Origin of the sequence: Parvularcula bermudensis HTCC2503, assembly GCF_000152825.2 — a bacterium.
Taxonomy (GTDB): Bacteria; Pseudomonadota; Alphaproteobacteria; order Caulobacterales; family Parvularculaceae; genus Parvularcula; species Parvularcula bermudensis.
This window is the reverse complement of sequence record NC_014414.1, coordinates 2,582,501-2,599,110: the sequence shown is the minus strand read 5'-3', so window position 1 is coordinate 2,599,110 and position 16,610 is coordinate 2,582,501. Positions and strand designations below refer to the sequence as shown.

The 16,610-nt window shown below is 59.4% G+C and carries 17 protein-coding genes and 1 tRNA gene (1 of these 18 cut by a window edge); 8 read left to right on the top strand and 10 right to left on the bottom strand.

What is annotated here, in order from left to right:
* Positions 1 to 4 precede the first annotated feature (4 nt).
* On the bottom strand, positions 5 to 886 hold the full coding sequence (panC, locus tag PB2503_RS12200) for a pantoate--beta-alanine ligase (protein ID WP_013301559.1): 882 nt from the start codon (positions 884 to 886) through the stop codon (positions 5 to 7).
* Positions 887 to 948: 62 nt separating this feature from the next.
* Here panC and PB2503_RS12195 point away from each other — a divergent pair, with 62 nt between their 5' ends.
* The 4 genes from PB2503_RS12195 (at position 949) to PB2503_RS12180 (ending at position 3,756) form a co-directional block, all read left to right on the top strand.
* Positions 949 to 1,878: an SPOR domain-containing protein gene (locus PB2503_RS12195; RefSeq protein ID WP_013301558.1), complete on the top strand. Its 930-nt coding sequence runs from the start codon at positions 949 to 951 to the stop codon at positions 1,876 to 1,878.
* A 30-nt stretch (positions 1,879 to 1,908) separates the two neighbouring features.
* On the top strand, positions 1,909 to 2,760 hold the full coding sequence (locus PB2503_RS12190) for a division plane positioning ATPase MipZ (RefSeq protein WP_013301557.1): 852 nt from the start codon (positions 1,909 to 1,911) through the stop codon (positions 2,758 to 2,760).
* 63 nt (positions 2,761 to 2,823) lie between these two features.
* Positions 2,824 to 3,297 carry a J domain-containing protein gene (locus tag PB2503_RS12185; RefSeq protein ID WP_013301556.1) on the top strand — a complete coding sequence of 158 codons (474 nt, stop codon included), beginning with the start codon at positions 2,824 to 2,826 and terminating at the stop codon, positions 3,295 to 3,297.
* A gap of 63 nt (positions 3,298 to 3,360) precedes the next feature.
* A complete protein-coding gene (locus tag PB2503_RS12180) occupies positions 3,361 to 3,756 on the top strand; it encodes a nuclear transport factor 2 family protein (protein ID WP_013301555.1) in 396 nt (131 codons plus the stop codon).
* Positions 3,757 to 3,790: 34 nt separating this feature from the next.
* Here PB2503_RS12180 and tdh read toward each other — a convergent pair whose 3' ends face one another.
* From tdh to PB2503_RS12165, 3 genes are all read right to left on the bottom strand, one after another.
* Complete coding sequence (gene tdh, locus PB2503_RS12175) at positions 3,791 to 4,816, bottom strand: L-threonine 3-dehydrogenase (RefSeq protein ID WP_013301554.1); 1,026 nt, start codon at positions 4,814 to 4,816, stop codon at positions 3,791 to 3,793.
* A 90-nt stretch (positions 4,817 to 4,906) separates the two neighbouring features.
* Positions 4,907 to 5,392: a GNAT family N-acetyltransferase gene (locus PB2503_RS12170; RefSeq protein WP_013301553.1), complete on the bottom strand. Its 486-nt coding sequence runs from the start codon at positions 5,390 to 5,392 to the stop codon at positions 4,907 to 4,909.
* A gap of 4 nt (positions 5,393 to 5,396) precedes the next feature.
* Entirely contained in the window at positions 5,397 to 6,587 is a 1,191-nt protein-coding gene (locus PB2503_RS12165; RefSeq protein ID WP_013301552.1) for a glycine C-acetyltransferase, read from the bottom strand.
* A gap of 152 nt (positions 6,588 to 6,739) precedes the next feature.
* On the opposite strand from PB2503_RS12165, the gene PB2503_RS12160 reads away from it, so the two are divergent.
* Positions 6,740 to 6,815, top strand: a tRNA-Trp gene (locus tag PB2503_RS12160).
* A 42-nt stretch (positions 6,816 to 6,857) separates the two neighbouring features.
* On the opposite strand, the gene PB2503_RS12155 is transcribed toward PB2503_RS12160, so the two are convergent.
* From PB2503_RS12155 to PB2503_RS12145, 3 genes are all read right to left on the bottom strand, one after another.
* Positions 6,858 to 8,618: a calcium-binding protein gene (locus PB2503_RS12155; RefSeq protein WP_013301551.1), complete on the bottom strand. Its 1,761-nt coding sequence runs from the start codon at positions 8,616 to 8,618 to the stop codon at positions 6,858 to 6,860.
* 321 nt (positions 8,619 to 8,939) lie between these two features.
* The gene (locus PB2503_RS14750) at positions 8,940 to 9,113 is read right to left on the bottom strand and encodes a hypothetical protein (RefSeq protein WP_158305853.1); all 174 of its coding nucleotides are present in this window, start codon (positions 9,111 to 9,113) and stop codon (positions 8,940 to 8,942) included.
* A 237-nt stretch (positions 9,114 to 9,350) separates the two neighbouring features.
* On the bottom strand, positions 9,351 to 11,111 hold the full coding sequence (locus PB2503_RS12145) for a calcium-binding protein (RefSeq protein ID WP_013301549.1): 1,761 nt from the start codon (positions 11,109 to 11,111) through the stop codon (positions 9,351 to 9,353).
* Positions 11,112 to 11,373: 262 nt separating this feature from the next.
* Between PB2503_RS12145 and PB2503_RS12140 the strand changes: the two genes are divergently transcribed.
* Together PB2503_RS12140 and PB2503_RS12135 are read left to right on the top strand one after the other, a co-directional pair.
* Complete coding sequence (locus PB2503_RS12140; protein WP_013301548.1) at positions 11,374 to 12,156, top strand: tetratricopeptide repeat protein; 783 nt, start codon at positions 11,374 to 11,376, stop codon at positions 12,154 to 12,156.
* Positions 12,157 to 12,222: 66 nt separating this feature from the next.
* Positions 12,223 to 13,650 carry a PQQ-like beta-propeller repeat protein gene (locus tag PB2503_RS12135; protein ID WP_013301547.1) on the top strand — a complete coding sequence of 476 codons (1,428 nt, stop codon included), beginning with the start codon at positions 12,223 to 12,225 and terminating at the stop codon, positions 13,648 to 13,650.
* Here PB2503_RS12135 and PB2503_RS12130 read toward each other — a convergent pair.
* Genes PB2503_RS12130 through PB2503_RS12120 form a run of 3 tightly spaced genes read right to left on the bottom strand, consistent with a single transcriptional unit; the run spans position 13,608 to position 16,254 of the window.
* Positions 13,608 to 14,969, bottom strand: a complete 1,362-nt coding sequence (locus PB2503_RS12130) for an ATP-binding protein (RefSeq protein WP_013301546.1) — start codon at positions 14,967 to 14,969, stop codon at positions 13,608 to 13,610. The genes PB2503_RS12135 and PB2503_RS12130 overlap by 43 nt on opposite strands.
* Positions 14,970 to 14,976: 7 nt before the next feature.
* Positions 14,977 to 15,660: a response regulator gene (locus PB2503_RS12125; protein ID WP_013301545.1), complete on the bottom strand. Its 684-nt coding sequence runs from the start codon at positions 15,658 to 15,660 to the stop codon at positions 14,977 to 14,979.
* A gap of 48 nt (positions 15,661 to 15,708) precedes the next feature.
* Positions 15,709 to 16,254, bottom strand: coding sequence for a DUF4339 domain-containing protein (locus PB2503_RS12120; RefSeq protein ID WP_041535004.1), 546 nt, complete (start codon positions 16,252 to 16,254; stop codon positions 15,709 to 15,711).
* A gap of 299 nt (positions 16,255 to 16,553) precedes the next feature.
* Between PB2503_RS12120 and PB2503_RS12115 the strand changes: the two genes are divergently transcribed.
* Positions 16,554 to 16,610 carry the start of a rhomboid family intramembrane serine protease gene (locus PB2503_RS12115; protein ID WP_013301543.1) on the top strand. The gene runs 666 nt beyond the window's last position, so the window shows 57 of its 723 coding nt (coding positions 1-57); it begins with the start codon at positions 16,554 to 16,556; its stop codon lies off the right edge, out of view.

Sequence of the window (16,610 nt, the reverse complement as noted above, 5' to 3'; positions counted from 1 at the left end):
GAGATCAGCGGAGAATCACGGGCATATTATCGATAAGCCGGGTGCCCGATAGCATGACGGCGGCGAACAGGCGCACCTTGCCCGGGGGGAATTGCTCGATCGGGCCCGTGAGGGGCGCAAGGTCGGGGACATGGCGGCATTCAAGATAGTCCACCGGGGCCAGCCCCGCCGCGGTCAAGCGCTCGATCGCGGCGCTGAGCGCAGTCTCGGCGTCGGCGCCTTGGCAAAGGGCGACGATCGTCTCCTGCATGACCTGCGGCAAGAGGGCCGCCAGGTCGCGCTCTTGGGGCGATAGGTAGCGATTGCGCGATGAGAGGGCGAGGCCATCCGATGCCCGGGCGATGGGAGCTCCCAGAATATCGATGCCCAAGTCGAGATCCTCGACCATCCGGCTGATGACGAGAAGCTGCTGATAGTCCTTCTCGCCGAAGATCGCGATGGTCGGACGTACACGGTTCAGGAGTTTGAGGACCACGGTCGCGATGCCGGTGAAATAGCCGGGCCCGCGTGAGGCGCCATCGAGGCAGTCGGTGAGGTGGTCAACGGTGACGGCGGTCGCGAATCCCGGTGGATAGATCTCCTCGGCGGCGGGCACATAGGCGATATCGGCGTCCACGGATCTCAACGCCTCAAGGTCGCTTTCGAGGGAACGGGGGTAACGACCGAGATCCTCGTTCGGGCCGAATTGTTTGGGATTGACGAAGATGCTCACAACGACAGTGTCGGCATGCTCTTTCGCTAACCTCACGAGGGATAAGTGGCCCTCATGGAGGGCGCCCATGGTCGGCACCAGGGCGACTTTACGATTCCCCTGCCGACATGGGCGGAGAATCGCCTCAAGTTCTACGCAATCGTTGGCGACGGCAAGGTCCTGATTTGATGGCATAGTCCGCCCTCCGATGGGTCGAGTTAACATTTTGCTAACCAAAAAGGTTAACGACTGTGTCCATGAAAGTCTTTTCGGGCGCTGCCCTTTCTGCGCTGTTGATGACCGCCTGCTCGGCGCCTCCCGCCGCGCCGCCCGCGCGGGCGATCGCCGATGATCGCGGCGCCGAAGGAGAGCTGCCCACCGAGCTTTATGCGGCGTCCAGCGGTGAGGCCGGGGCGTTGCGAATTCCCAAACCCGGCAGCGCCATTCCCCGGCAGCCGGTTAATCGCCTCGCCGGTCTGGAGCGGACGGCGGCGGCGAATGTCCGGACGCTGCCGACCCTATCGTCTTCTCCCCCCCCAACATCCGCCGCTGTCAGCCCCTCAACGACCACGACGCCGCCCAGGCGCGGGGCCCCCGAGACGGGGATGAATGATGCGGTGACGACGAAGGACGAGGCGCCTCTTTCCACCGCCGTTCTTCCGGGCGACATCGTGTCGCGTCCCGCGCCCGATCGTCGGGCCACCACCTCCGTCATGGCGAAGGCGACGCCCCGGACGGCTTCTGCTCAACAGTCGGCGCCGCGCGCCGATGAAGATCCCGCCGATGAAGATCCCCAAGTCTCTCCCTATTCGCCGGGGCGGCAGGGCGTTCGGTCCGCGCCCGCGCGTATGGCCGAGGCGACCCCGCCGGGGCCCTCTGCGCCGCAAAGCGCCGCACCGTCACGCCCCTCCCCGCGTGGCGGCGCCTATGCCGTCCATCTGGCCTCCTATCGTCAGCAGGCGAACGCCGTCGCCGGGTGGGATACACTCCGGACTGCGCATGGCGACATTCTGGGGCAGGTATCGCCGTTTCTGGCGCGGGTCACGCTGCCGGAGAAGGGCGACTATATTCGCCTGTTCGTGGGCCCCTTTGCCGATAAGGCGGCCGCCGATTCTCTGTGTTCCCAGTTCGAGGCGCGAAACACCTATTGCCGCGTCATGCAAACTCCGCGATCCTCTCTGTCGTAGCCGCTCGTCCCTGGCAAAAGGATGTCCTTGATGACCTCGCATGATCCGGGCACCCACGTTATCGTTGTCGGTAACGAAAAAGGTGGGTCAGGAAAAACAACCGTCGCCATGCATCTCGTCGTTATGCTGATGAGAGCAGGGTGCAAGGTCGGCTGCATCGACCTCGACCTTCGACAAAAAAGCCTGTGGCGGTACCTTGAGAACCGCGCAAAGTGGGGGGTCGCCCACGATCTTTCCACAGAAGAACTGCCCATGCCGAAATTCCTTCCGGTGATGGGCAGTCAGCACGATAGCCGGATGACCGCCCGCAACCTTGAGGGCGATGAGCTGACCCGGACCCTCCTCGAATTCACGGATTGCGACTTTCTGGTAATCGATACGCCGGGGGCGGACACCCATCTCTCCCGGCTGGCCCATACCCATGCCGATACGATCCTGACGCCTCTCAATGATAGCTTCGTCGATTTTGACATGCTGGCGCAGATCGACCCGGAAAGTGGCACCATTCTGGCCCCCAGCCTCTATGCGGAACTTGTCTGGTCCGCCCGCCAGCATCGCGCGCAGGCCGGTATCCAGGGCTCGATTGATTGGGTGGTGATGCGTAACCGGTTGTCATCGACCCGTGCCCTGAACAAAATTGCCGTGGGCGAGCGCCTGGGTGAATTGGCCGAGCGCCTGCAATTCAGGACGGTCAAAGGGTTCGGTGAACGCGTGATCTATCGGGAATTGTTCACGCACGGGATGACCCTTTTCGATCTCGGCAAACGCGGGGCTCCACGGAAATTCGGCTCAATGAGCCATTTGGCTGCGAAGTCGGAGATCAGGACCGTCTTGGCGGCCCTCAATTTGCCGATGAACGTGGCCCAACAGGAAGCCGCCTGAAGCCTTCGGAGACGCGGCTTTGGCCGGTTCCTCCCCGCCGACAAAATGCGCTAGGACGCCAAGATGGCGTTCCTTTTTCTCCTCATGGCGATGATTGCAGCCGTCTTCGCTCTTCCCGGTGGTCGCCGTAGCGGGGCGGACCGTCGTCTTTCTCAGTTGATCGCAATCGTGGCCGCTGGCGCTGCGCTGGCTGCCATCGGTCTTAAGCCCCTGGGGGTCGGTGCGTTGGCCGTTGGCGTGGTTCTCTTTGGTATTGGGTGGCTGAAGGACCGGATGACCCGCGAGGGGTTTCAGGATCTCGACGAGGGCAGGGCCCCTGGCGCGCGCGCACGTCCACCAGCGCCTCGGGCCGGCGAGCTGAGCGAGGGAGAGGCCCTTTCAATACTCGGGCTCAGCCCCGGTGCCGATCGGGGCGACATTCTCGCGGCGCATCGGCGGTTGATCGCAGCGGCGCACCCTGACCGGGGGGGATCGAGTTACCTTGCCGCGAAGATCAATGCGGCGCGGGATCGTTTGGTCCGTGACGACCGACTGTAGGGGCTGCTGGTCTATTGATACCTCTTCGGGGCATAGTGATCGCAACCCTAGAGGAGACATCCCATGTTCGACCCCCAGATCGCCTCCCTCGCTGACAAAGTGGTTCGCGCCAACCGGGAGGGGTGGGCACGGCAGCTTGTCGAAGAGATCTATGCTGACGATTGTCTCTCCATCGAAGCCGCAGATCCCAATGGCAAGGGGCGCGAGACCGCTGGAAAGGCGGCCATTCTTGCCAAACATGATCAATGGGAGCAAATGGCTGTGGTGCACGATCTGTTGGTCGAAGGGCCGTTTCATTGCGGCGATGACAAAATCGCCGTGATCTATGCCATGGACGTGACCTTCGGCGAGGGGGGGACGCGCAGTCAACTGCGCGAGATCGGGATCTATACGATCGCCGATGGCCAGGTGGTGCGGGAAGAGTTCTTCTATGAGCGCCCCGAAGGGCCGGCTGATTGAGCCCTGGCCTCAGCGCCTTAAGCGGCGCTGACCCTCATGGCCATTCGAGGACGATTTTCCCCGAGCGGCCAGAGCGCATAATCTCAAAGCCATTCTCGAAATCCTCAATCGGCAGGCGATGGGTGATGATGGGGGAGAGATCGAGGCCGGATTGGGTGAGCGCCCCCATCTTGTACCAGGTCTCGAATAGGCGGCGGCCATAGATCCCCTTGAGGTCGAGCCCCTTGAAGATGACCTTTGACCAGTCGATCCCCGTGCCCTTCGGCAAAAGACCCAATAGGGCGATCTTGCCCCCATGGTTCATGGTGTCCAGCATGTCGCGAAAGCCTGCTGCGGCGCCTGACATCTCAAGCCCCACATCGAACCCTTCTGTCATGCCAAGCTCGGCCATCACGTCGGGCAGTGCCTCGCGGCCGATATTAACCGTTCGTGTTGCCCCCATTTGCGCAGCCAGATCCAGTCGGAAGTCGTTGATATCCGTTACAACAATATGACGGGCACCAACGAACCGCGCGATCGCGGCGGCCATTGCGCCGATCGGCCCGGCGCCGGTGATGAGGACATCTTCGCCGACAAGATCGTATGACAGGGCGGTGTGTACGGCGTTGCCGAACGGGTCGAAAATCGCCCCTAATTCGTCCGACACCGCATCGGGCAGGTGATAGATATTGAACGCCGGGACGGCGACGAACTCGGCAAAGGCACCGGCTCGACTGACCCCAAGGCCAAGCGCGTTGCGGCATAAATGGCGCTTTCCCGCCCGACAGTTGCGGCAGACACCGCAGGTGATGTGCCCCTCGGCCGAGACCCGGTCGCCAAGGGCGACATTCGTCACATCTGATCCGACGGCGACCACCTCCCCCATAAATTCATGGCCGATGGTCAACGGCACGGGGATTGTCGACTGAGCCCAGTCATCCCATTCGTAGATGTGGATGTCAGTGCCGCAAATGGCGGTCTTTTTGACCTTGATCAGCACATCGGTCGCGCCGATCTCAGGCTCGGGAACGGTTTGCAGCCAAATTCCCGGCTCTGCGTGCGCTTTGACCAATGCTTTCATGGGCAGACCCTTGCGTATGATTGGGGCCTATAGCGCGTTGTCGTGAAGGAATGCTGACAAAATTGCGGTCGGAAAAAGATCTCTCCGGCGTCAGGCGAGGGATTTGGACAGATATTGGACTGTCTTCCCACGACCGGCCAGAAGCCCTTGCCCGATTTCGGTAAATCCAAGCGCTTTATGAAACGCCTGAGAGTCAATGTTGGGGGGCACGATATTCACTTCGCAGACCAATACGGGCAATTGTGCGGCGCGCGCCTTTGCCTCCGCTATTCCATAGAAACGGCGGGCAAGGCCCTGTCCTTGCGCCCCTGGGGCGATGGCGATCCGGTCGATATAGGCGAAATTGTCATAGCGTTCGGCGAACCAGGCAAAATTTGGACTGTCATAGGAAGCTTGGTGATCGAGGGTGATCAGGAACCCCGCCCGCCCCTCATCCGCTTGGAGCGCAAGCCATGACTGCGCCACAAGCGATTGCAGCGCCGCCTCATCGAGCGATGACATTTCGACCGAATAACGATTATTCAGATCAAGGACAGTAGAGAGATGGGCCGGTGTCAACGGAGCAATGTCGGTCATGGACTCAAATAACCCCCATTGCCTTTCCGACACGGATAAAGGCCTCGACGGCGCTCTCTACTTCGGTCGTCGAGTGGGCTGCATTCATCTGTGTACGGATTCTGGCTTTTCCTTTCGGAACGACTGGATAGAAAAAGCCTGTGACATAGACCCCTTCTTCCATCAGGCGCGTGGCCATTTCCTGTGCGGTTGGTGCATCATATAGCATGACAGGTATGATTGGATGCTCACCGGGCAATAGATCGAAACCCGCTGACGTCATCCGCTCTCGGAATAATGAGGCATTGTCCCGAAGTTGTGCCCTGAGGTCGTCTCCCTTGCTGACGAGATCCACCGCTTTCAGGCTCGCCCCGACAAGGGCGGGGGTCAGGGCATTAGAGAATAGATAGGGGCGGGCACGCTGGCGGAGCAAATCGACGACATTCTGCCGGGCACAAATATAGCCGCCCATGCCGCCGCCAAGGGCCTTTCCCAGCGTACCGGTCAGGATATCGACGTGATCGGCGACCCCATGATGGGCTGGTGTCCCCCGGCCTTCTTTCCCAAGGACCCCTGTCGCATGGCAGTCATCGACCATTACGAGCGCATCATAGCGCTTGGCCGTCTCGCAAAGACGGTCGAGGGCGCAGATCACGCCGTCCATTGAGAACACACCGTCGGTGACCACCAATTTGGTCCGGGCGCCAGCCTGATCGGCCGCCTGGAGCTGGCGTTCGAGATCTTCGATATCGTTATTGGCATAGCGATAGCGCTGCGCCTTACACAGACGGATTCCGTCGATAATCGAAGCGTGGTTGAGGGCGTCGGAAATAATGGCATCCTCCGGCCCAAAAAGGGGCTCGAACACCCCGCCATTGGCATCGAAGCAGGCCGCGAAGGTGATGGCGTCGTCATAGCCGAGCCAGTCGGCCAAGCGACGCTCGAGGTGGCGGTGCAGATCCTGCGTTCCGCAGATGAAGCGGACCGAGGCCAGGCCGAAGCCGTGGCTTTCCATGGCCTCTTTCGCCGCCTCGGCGAGGGCTGGATGATTGGCGAGCCCTAGATAATTGTTGGCACAGAAATTCAGGACAGGGCGTCCGGCAACGCGAATTTGCCCTGCCTGCGGCCCTTGAATCTCCCGTTCGTTCTTAAAGAGGCCCTCTTCCTTGAGGGTTGCGAGGGTCGCATCGACCTCAGAGTAGAATGCATCGGACATCGTTGCCTCCTGTCAGCGATCCGGGCGGGGTCGACATCCCTTACGCCAGATCGCTCGTGAGGTCAGCGCCGGAGGGCGGGCCGTCTCATCTCCTCTCCTGTCTTCTTTATTGATTGGGAAGGAGGGATCCCCTAGGACCGCATTTCGGCCCTAGGGGTATAGCTCAGCTGGTAGAGCATCGGTCTCCAAAACCGAGGGTCGCGGGTTCGAATCCTGCTGCCCCTGCCATGCCGTTTTTCGCCATCCCCCTATTGAGGGAGCGCCGAGATCTCACGCTTCACCGAAGAGGATTGTTTGTGCGTTGATGGCGTCGATATCGGCGTGGTCGAGGATGATGGTGAGGTCTTGTGATTGGATGAGGAGGCCATCCTCGGTCACGCTGGTATTGTCGAGGACGTCCCCCAAGCTTGAGAAGATGTCCGGTGCGAAGAGCAGGAAGTCGGTTTCTCCGAAAGCGCGGCCGAAATCCTCGATTCTGACCTCGCCACTGGCATTGGCGGCGAAGGCGAAGATGTCGTTGCCATGGCCGCCATTGAGGAGGTCATTGCCGCGGGAATGGATGAGGATGTCATCATGGGCGGCGCCGTAGAGCTGGTCGTCGCCGCGTCCGTCTTCGAGCCGGTCCTGCCCGTCGCCACCATGGAGGAGGGCACCTTTTGCCCCGGCTTTGAGGATATCATTGCCATCGCCGCCGAAGAGGACGGCGCCTTTGAGGGTGTCGTCGCCGTCGGTGCCTTCTTTGGCCCGCTCTGTCTTCAGGGCAAAGACGGCTTGACGGTTTTCGGTCAAATTATCGCCATTGCTGCCGAGGCTGATGAATTCGACATCATGGAGTCGTTTCAGGCCGCTGTCGCCATGGATCATGAGGTCGCCATCGCTGAGCCGATAGGCGGTGATGTCGCTATCGCTGAGATGGACCGTGTCGATTCCTTTTCCGCCTTCGACTTCGTCATAGCCGAGGGTAAGGCGGATATGGTCCTTGCCCTCCCCGGCATCGAGGAAATCGTTCCCCTTGCCATCGGCAAGCTTATTGGCCAGCCCCGTGCCAATCACAAACCCCGAATAATCATCAGCACGAGTGGCGGCGCTCGCTTTGTCCTCAACCCAGTAGGTCTCGCTTTTCCCTCTATTCAGATTGCTGACAATCACCAGGCTGTCGCGATTGGTCAGGTCATAAAACGGTGAGTTGGCGATATTTGGGATATGGTTCCATTTGACACCACTCAGATGGGCACTCAACCCTTTTAAGTTGAGGAGCGCGAATTCAGGGGAAGCAAAGGAATTGTTTCCATATTTGTCGTCGAAAATCACGACGTTGTCTGAAGAATTCTCGTAATAAAGGTCTCGACCTCGAATTTTCAGGCCAACTTCATTCACTAAACGGATGACGCCTTGCTCCGCGCCCGCGATTCTATGGACAATATCATTCTCATAGCCGAAATTATAGATATCGCTATCGTCAAATACCAATGGCGTTGCATGGCCGATATAGTCAGAATCGACAAAAAATCCGTCAGCGAGCTCACCTTTGAATCGCGCCATCACATTGGCCATGCCCGCCCCGAGACTATAGCCGGTGACGAGCACATCCTCCCCAGACAGACCATAGCTTTCGGCAAGGCCTGCCACTTCTGTCAAAAACGGCTCCATCGACGCCGCGAGGTGATGACCGTCATTGAGGAAGAGAAAGTCGGGAATGTCGATGAAGCTATTGGTGGCGGAAAATGAAACAGATAACCTTATCGGCTGTCCATTGTCGTCTTCTTCAACATAGACCGCAACCTCAAAAGCTTTCTCGTGCACGCCACGAAAAGGACTCTCGAGATTGAACATTCCTAGGCGGGTAAACTCCGTAAGGAAATAATCATCCACCTCCTCGGTCGTAAGTTCTCGCCAACCTTCGGGAAGAGTTAGCGGGCTAGCCCATGGCGCGCGTGAATTGAGAACACTCGCAACACCTAAGGCATGGGCCAGAATGACTTCGTTAACTGCTTCCTCTCCGACGAGACCATTATGATCAAACAATGCCATAGGACCCTCCCATATTTTTGTTTTTCTAGAGCCTATTATTTCTTTATCTTCCTACTCTACAAATATGTCAATTAAAAGCGCAAAAATTATCAGGCCTCTACTGTTGTTAGCTTAAATAGATAGAATAAATAGTCATGATTATTGCATGTTTTATTGTTCGGCGCCTTTTTGGGCGCCGCTGAACGGACGAATTCTGGTGAGGGGAGGCGGATCTTCCTGAAGCAGGATATGGTGACCCCCCCATAGAGGAATAATATCCGTTATCTGATTAAATGATGGGAAGGGGATCAGTGTAAAGAGAGACCGATCCCCAAGACGGCGTCAGTCAGCCTTGCGGTCGCCATTAGGCTGCTGCTGAGCGTCGCGCCCCTCACATCCGGTTCCGCCGCTGGGCTGTGACCGGTCAGGATGTCCTGCGTCCATGACGAGTTGAGGAAGAGAAAAGAGAAGAAGATTGGCCTCTCCATGCAGGCCCAACCGATCATTAATCGTCATGAGTTCCTCCCGATATTTTATCGTTATTGATGGAATTTTAGCGACGTTTTGGGGAAAGATCTACATATATGTCAGTACATATGAGGAAAATTTTCAGTGTATTTGTGCGTTGCACAAACAATAGAGAAACTATTGAGCTGGTTCACTTGGACGTGACCAAGAGAGCGCTTTGGCCGCAAAGGTTAAATCTTTACGAGTTGAAAGAAAGCCTACGGATCTTAATTGGCATCATACACCTTACGCTTCACCGAAGAGGATTGTTTGTGCGTTGATGGCGTCGATATCGGCGTGGTCGAGGATGATGGTGAGGTCTTGTGATTGGATGAGCAGGCCATCCTCGGTCATGCTGGTATTATCGAGGACGTTCCCCAAGCTTGAGAAGATGTCCGGTGCGAAGAGCAGGAAGTCGGTTTCTCCGAAAGCGCGGCCGAAATCCTCGATTCTGACCTCGCCACTGGCATTGGCGGCGAAGGCGAAGATGTCGTTGCCATGGCCGCCATTGAGGAGGTCATTGCCGCGGGAATGGATGAGGATGTCATCATGGGCGGCGCCGTAGAGCTGGTCGTCGCCGCGTCCGTCTTCGAGCCGGTCCTGCCCGTCGCCACCATGGAGGAGGGCACCTTTTGCCCCGGCTTTGAGGATATCATTGCCATCGCCGCCGAAGAGGACGGCGCCTTTGAGGGTGTCGTCGCCGTCGGTGCCTTCTTTGGCCCGCTCTGTCTTCAGGGCAAAGACGGCTTGACGGTTTTCGGTCAAATTATCGCCATTGCTGCCGAGGCTGATGAATTCGACATCATGGAGTCGTTTCAGGCCGCTGTCGCCATGGATCATGAGGTCGCCATCGCTGAGCCGATAGGCGGTGATGTCGCTATCGCTGAGATGGACCGTGTCGATCCCTTTTCCGCCTTCGACTTCGTCATAGCCGAGGGTAAGGCGGATATGGTCCTTGCCTTCCCCGGCATCGAGGAAATCGTTCCCCTTGCCATCGGCAAGCTTATTGGCCAGCCCCGTGCCAATCACAAACCCCGAATAATCATCAGCACGAGTGGCGGCGCTCGCTTTGTCCTCAACCCAGTAGGTCTCGCTTTTCCCTCTATTCAGATTGCTGACAATCACCAGGCTGTCGCGATTGGTCAGATCGTAGAAAGCCGACCCTGCAATCGTGGGGAGATGCGAAAAATTCAGTCCACTGATGTGGGCGCTCCATGCCCTTAGATTAAAGAGGCCGAATGTCGGTGCTGCAAAGCTATCGTCAGCATACCGTTCATTAAACATGACAACGTTGTCGGTGGTGTTGTCGTAATCAAGGTCTCGTCCTTGTACCTTCACGCCCACCTCTTTAAGCAGGCGCAGGAGACCGAGTTCCTGTCCGGCAATGCGATGGACCAAATCGTTCTCATAGCCGAAATTGTAGACGTCCGGATCATCGTGTACGAAGGGGACGGCGTGGCCGATATAGTCCGCATCGACAAAAAATCCGTCAGCCAACGTATCCTTGTAACGGGCCATGATATTCGTCATGGCGGCACCAAGACTGTAGCCGGTGACGAGAATGTCTTCATTCGTCAGTCCAAGATGATCGGCGAACGCCATCACCTCGACCAAAAAGGGCTCCATACTCGCCGCGAGTTTGCTCCCTTCATTGAGGACCAAATAATCGAAGATGTCGACGATGGCGTTTGTGCCGACCCAAGTCACGGAAAGACGGGTGGGGAGACCCTGGTCATCCTCTTCAATGTAGAGCACGACCTCAAGACCTCGATCCTTAACCCCCAAAAGGGGGCTTTCCAGGGCAAAAGCGCGGCTCACCGTAAAACGCGTGTCGAAATGATCGGCAACTTCTGTGTCGGACAAGGAGCGCCAGCCTGTTGGCAAGGGGAAGGGGTCAATGACCGGTAAAGTAGCATTGTACTCCGCCGCGTTGCCGAGGTGATAAGCTAACAGCACCTCGTTGACGGCTTCGTCACCCGTAAGGTCGCCATGGTCGAATAACGCCATCGCTTCCCCCTCCCTATTATTATTCTTTTTGTTGTCCCTCCATTACGCATCTTTGGGGCAAGAGTGTAGGTTTTTTTGTTGTGCACTGCAGCGTCGCGCTGCCACCCCCGTGATAACTTGACTGTACGGCGCTTTGGGGGGGAGAGGCCGGACCCCGGGGCTGCTGAGCCCGGTGCTGCAAAGCCTGGTGCCGCAGAGCGATGGCTTCTCAATCCGACCGGCTTTCGTTAGGGACGGGGCCTCGTTCGGAAGGCGAAAGATCATGGCGCAAGAAGACGCACTTTTACGCGAGGTCGACGACGACCTTCTCCAGGATAAGGTGATGGCGACCGCGCGACGCTATGGTCCCCTCGCGCTCGGCGCGGCGGCGATTGTGACCGTGGCTGTGGGGGCCTTCTCTATCACGCAGAGCCGAGGCGACCGGGCGGCGGTTGAGCGCGCCACGCTCTTTTCCGAGGCCGTGGCGGCGGCGGAACAGGACGAAAGCGCCGGGGCTGCCATCATGTTGGCCGCCGCTGATCGTCTCGATGGCCTTTATCAACGGATGGCTGAGATGCAGGCGGCCGCCTATCTGGCCCGCGAAGGGCTCGGGGCTGAGGCCGCGACCGAATTACAGGCGATTGCCGCCGATGGCAGCTTGCCCATGCGGTTGCGCGATGTTGCGCGCCTCAAGGCCGGATACATCATGGCGGACCTCGATCAGGACGTTGCCGCCCGTCTGGCAGCGGATGTGGAAACCCCTGCGATGAAGGGATTGGCGAGAGAACTCGAAGCGCTGATCCTCCTTGAGCAGGAAAAATACGGTGACGCCTATGCGGCCCTAACGGACCTGGCTGAGGGACAGGGCGCTGGGGTGACAGCGGGACTGGCGGCGCGAGCGAGGCTTCTTGCGCCCGTGGCCGATGCGGGCCGACAGGGGGTATCCTTGTCCTTAGCGGCGTCGCCGGAGCAAAGCCTTCTCGATCAACTCTCCCTGCCGAGCCTTCCCGCTTCCGCCGATCCCGAGGGCGGTGTCGGCCCCGATGCGGCCGATAGGGCCGAGTGATCGGCCAAACATTACGCTCCCCTAAGTCGCTTCCCGCGAGGTGGCGGCTATGAAGGATCATCAATCGTGAGAAAGACTGTTTTGACCCTATCGATACGCCGCTCGATTCTCCTGCTTGGTTCCTGTGTCGGTCTCTTGAGCCTGACGACCGGATGCGAAACCTTCGGTCGTGGAGGGGAGGAAGAAGACGTCGACACCACCTTGGAAATCTATGGCGTCAAGGAATCCTTTGAGCGCAAACCCGTCCTCGCCCTGGATGAGCCGCTTGAGGTCGATCCGCGTTTTCTGACCGAACGGATCGTGATCCCGCCCCCCTTCTCGAATGCGTCATGGTCGCAGCCGGGGGGAGAGGCGGATCACGCCATGCACCATTTAAGCGGCCCCTCTGCCCTGACGCCTGATTGGCGCAGTGCCCTGCCGGGGAATGCCGCCCGAAAGGCCCCCCTGACGGCGCCGCCTATCGTCGCGGAGGGGCGCATCTTCACGGTGGACCCTGAAAGCCGCATTACGGCCTTTGATGCGGCGACCGGCCAGCAAGTCTGGTCGCGGTCACTCACCCCCGATCTGCGGGAGGAGGCAAAGCGCATTTGGCAATTCGGCCGCGTCGATCCGGCGGAACTCGGCTTTGGTGGCGGACTGGCTTACGAAGCGGGACGCATTTTCGTCGTCAATGGCTTCGGGCGAGCGGCCTCCCTCGATGCGGCCACCGGCGATGTCTACTGGGAAGTGGCGCTCCCCGCGCCGGTGCGTAATCCCCCCACCGCCGCCAATAATCGCCTCTATTTTGTGACGGCCACGAATGAATTGATCGCTCTCAGCCAGGAAGATGGCGAGACCTTGTGGACCTACCAAAGCTATGAGGAGACCGCGCGAGTCATTTCCTCCGGGTCTCCCGCCGTCGATGGCGATCTGTTGGTCGCGCCGTTCTCCTCGGGGGAGGTCGTTGCGGTCAGCGCTTCCTCGGGTCGGCAATTATGGTCGGCCTTTGTGGCGCGGAATTCGCGGCTGACGGCCTATTCCAGCCTCAACGATATCGCCGGCAGCCCCGTGATCGATCGCGGGGCCGTCTATGCGATCAGTCATTCAGGCCAGCTCTCCGCGATCGATGCGCGGACCGGACGCGTTGTCTGGGAGCAGCCGATCGCGAGCCGGAATATGCCGTGGGTATCGGGCAATTTCATTTATGTGGTGACCACTGACGGTCTCCTCGTGGCGGTTCATCGCAGCGATGGCGCGGTCGCTTGGCGCGAAGACCTGACGGCGTATGAAGGGCGGGGCCGGAAGAATAGCGCGATCGTTTGGGCGGGGCCGATCCTGGCCGGGGGCAGCCTCGTCCTTGCCTCCTCCGTCGGGGATCTCGTCCAGGTCGATCCCGAGGACGGGGCCGTTGTCGGCCGCTATGAAATGCGAGACGGCGCCACCGTGCCGCCAGTGGTCGCGGATCGGGTCGTCTACGTCCTTGGGTCCAAAGGCGCGGTGTCAGCCTGGAGGTAGGGGGCATGCCCATCGGCGGTCGGGACGGCGATGGTCGCTTTCAACCCGCCGAGGGATGAGGTGTCGAGCTTCAGGCTCCCCCCATGGGCCCGGGCAACATCCAGGACGATCGCGAGGCCGAGCCCCGAGCCGGCCGTCGCGGAACGCGCAGAATCGAGGCGCGTAAAGGCCCGCACAGCATCCTCCCTCTGGTCGGCAGGAATGCCCGGCCCATCATCCTCGACCGAAATTCGGACCCAATCTCGATCTTTTTCCGCCCCCAAATGAACCTGTGTGCCGAATTTCAGGGCATTGTCGATGAGATTGGCGATCGCGCGTTTCAGATTGCCGCGTTGGGCCAGCGCCCACAGATCGTCCTCGACCTTTGTCGCTATTCGATGGCCTAACCGCCCGGTGTCCTGCTCAATTTCCTTAATCAGATCGCCGATGTCGGTGGGTTCGGGGGTGCCCGCCGCATCTTCCCGCGCGAATGTCAGGTAGTCCTCTAAGAGGCGCTCCATCTCGGCGATATCGGCCGTCATCTCTTCTGCGCCCTCAAGCTCGCGCTGGAGGGCGAGATTGAGCCGTAAGCGGGTGAGGGGGGTCTTCAGATCATGACTGACCCCGGCGAGCATTTCGGTTCGCTGCTCGAGAAACCGTTTGATCCTGGCCCGCATGGCCAAAAAGGCGTGCCCCGCCTGGCGGACCTCCCGCGCTCCTGTGGGTTTGAACGCCACCTGATCGTGTCCGCGCCCAAAGGCTTCGGCGGCTTCTGCCAAACGGGTGATCGAGCGAACCTGGTTCCGCAGGAAGACAAGGGCGATATATCCAAGCAGGACCGTTGCCCCGATCAGCCACAAGACGAAAAAATGCCCATTTCGCGCGACGACCCGGCTGCGTTCAACACGATAAACGAGATAGCCGTCGTCGAGCTGGACCCGGGTCTCCACCTCATCGTCGAAGCCGGTCGTATTATACCAGTAGGGACGGTCGAGGGACCAATCGAGCTCCCTGTCCAATGTGCGATTAAGCGCGTTGAAGATCGAGCGTTGATCTTCGCTGGGGATCTCCCCACCGGGAACAAATCGCATCTCAATTTCGAGGACACGACCGGCCGTTTCGATGAGGGTTGCGCGTTCCTCATCCGTCGTCCTGCGCTGCCATTCGCCGGTCAAAAAGCCGAAATCACTCGCTGTTCCCTTTGCCAGGCTCGATGTGACTTCTTCCCAATGGCGATTGAAAAATACCCAAGTCACGATGGTCTGCATCATGAAGATTGGGAGAACGACGATCAGAATTGTCCGGCCGTAAAGGCTCTTCGGCGTGAAGCGCTTGAGCATGGGTCAGTCAGTCCACCACCAACATATAGCCGACCCCGCGGACGGTCTGAAGATAAAAGGGGGTCCGTGGGTCATCTTCGATTTTGCGACGGAGGCGGTTGACCTGAACGTCGATGGAGCGATCCACGCCGCTCCCCGTTTGCTCAGCCAGGGTTTGCCGGTCAAAGGGCGCCCCCGGACGATTGGCGAGCACCCGAAGTAAGGATAGTTCCGCCCCGGTGAGCTTGATTGTCTCGTTTCCGCGTTTGAGTTCCCCCCGCCGAGGGTGAAATTCATGATCGCCGAATCGTAGCGGTTGATCCTTTGGCGGGGCATCCTTTCGGTCGACCAGACGCCGCAGTCGCAACACCAATTCCCGCGGCTCGAAGGGCTTGGGGAGGTAATCGTCCGCGCCGGCTTCGAGCCCGGCAATGCGATCCTCGGGCTGACCGCGGGCGGTCAGCAGCAATATGGGCGTGTTGGTGTGACGACGCAGGCGCGTGGTCATCGCGATCCCATCTTCGCCGGGCATCATGACATCGAGAACCAGGGCATCGACGTGAAATAACGTCATCAATCGATCAGCGGCCTCAGCCGAAGCCGCGGAGGAGGTGAGAAAGGCATTTTCCCGCAGATATCGGGCCGTCAACGACCTTAGCCTGTCGTCATCATCGACAACGAGAATGTGGGAGGGGGTTCCATCGCTCGACACAGGGTTGGCCTATCAGCCCCGGTGCGAGACGTCACCTCCCTATGCCGATCAGTGGTGTTTGGTCGTGACGATCGATTTGGTCAGGCGGGAATGGAGTTCAGGGGTCATATTGTGCCATGTCGTCCGACCTCGGCTCGTGTCGGCGATATAGACAATCTCCCGGATCTGTAGGTGGGGCATGATCGCATTTTTGATGCCCGTGGCGGAGAGCGTCGTCTGAAGATGCCAGACATTGTCGGTCAGGCGGATAGTCTCACCCAGCCCTTTGACAATGTGAGACAGGCGCCCCGCCGTGCCCGGCGTTACGTCGAAAATAACGACGAAATTGGCTGCTTCCCCGTCGGCCGGTTGCTTGGCCTGCCGCATGCCGGCGGCGGCCTTGCCGAACTGGCGACGGTCTTGGGGATCGCTGGCGAGAATCGTCGCGAGCATGGGATAGTGACGGGCTTCGCGCCAGTTCTTGCCGCCGGCGGGGGCGACCAAGGAGCGCGAGGACAGCCGACCTTGCTTCGCGAATTCGGTCATCTGATCATTGCTGTAAGGGCCGTACGTTTTTTCGTCGACCTTGATGCACCAGTTCTCAGTAGCGAACATGTTCACGTCCTAGGCTCCTCGTCGATCCACTATGCAATCAACGTGCCGACGGCGCGCGGCGGGGGTGTCGCAATGCAAGACGCGCCTCGCCCCACCACACGCCTTTGGGGTCGGCAGGGCATGCCGAGGGGGGCGAGGGGACGAGATCTTCTGGTCACACATCGGTTTAGCTTACCGAAAGAGGGTAAATCTTTCCTGAGGTTGTGGGGCGCGGGTCATACGTCTGGAGGGGCGGCTGGCGGGCCGATTGTCCTTCGCCCCCCCAGCCGCCATATCAATAAGTATGAGAGGGGGCGTTTATGGCCGGACCGCGTATTTCATCCCGGGAGCCGATCCTGTCGATTCCCCCCGTGGTG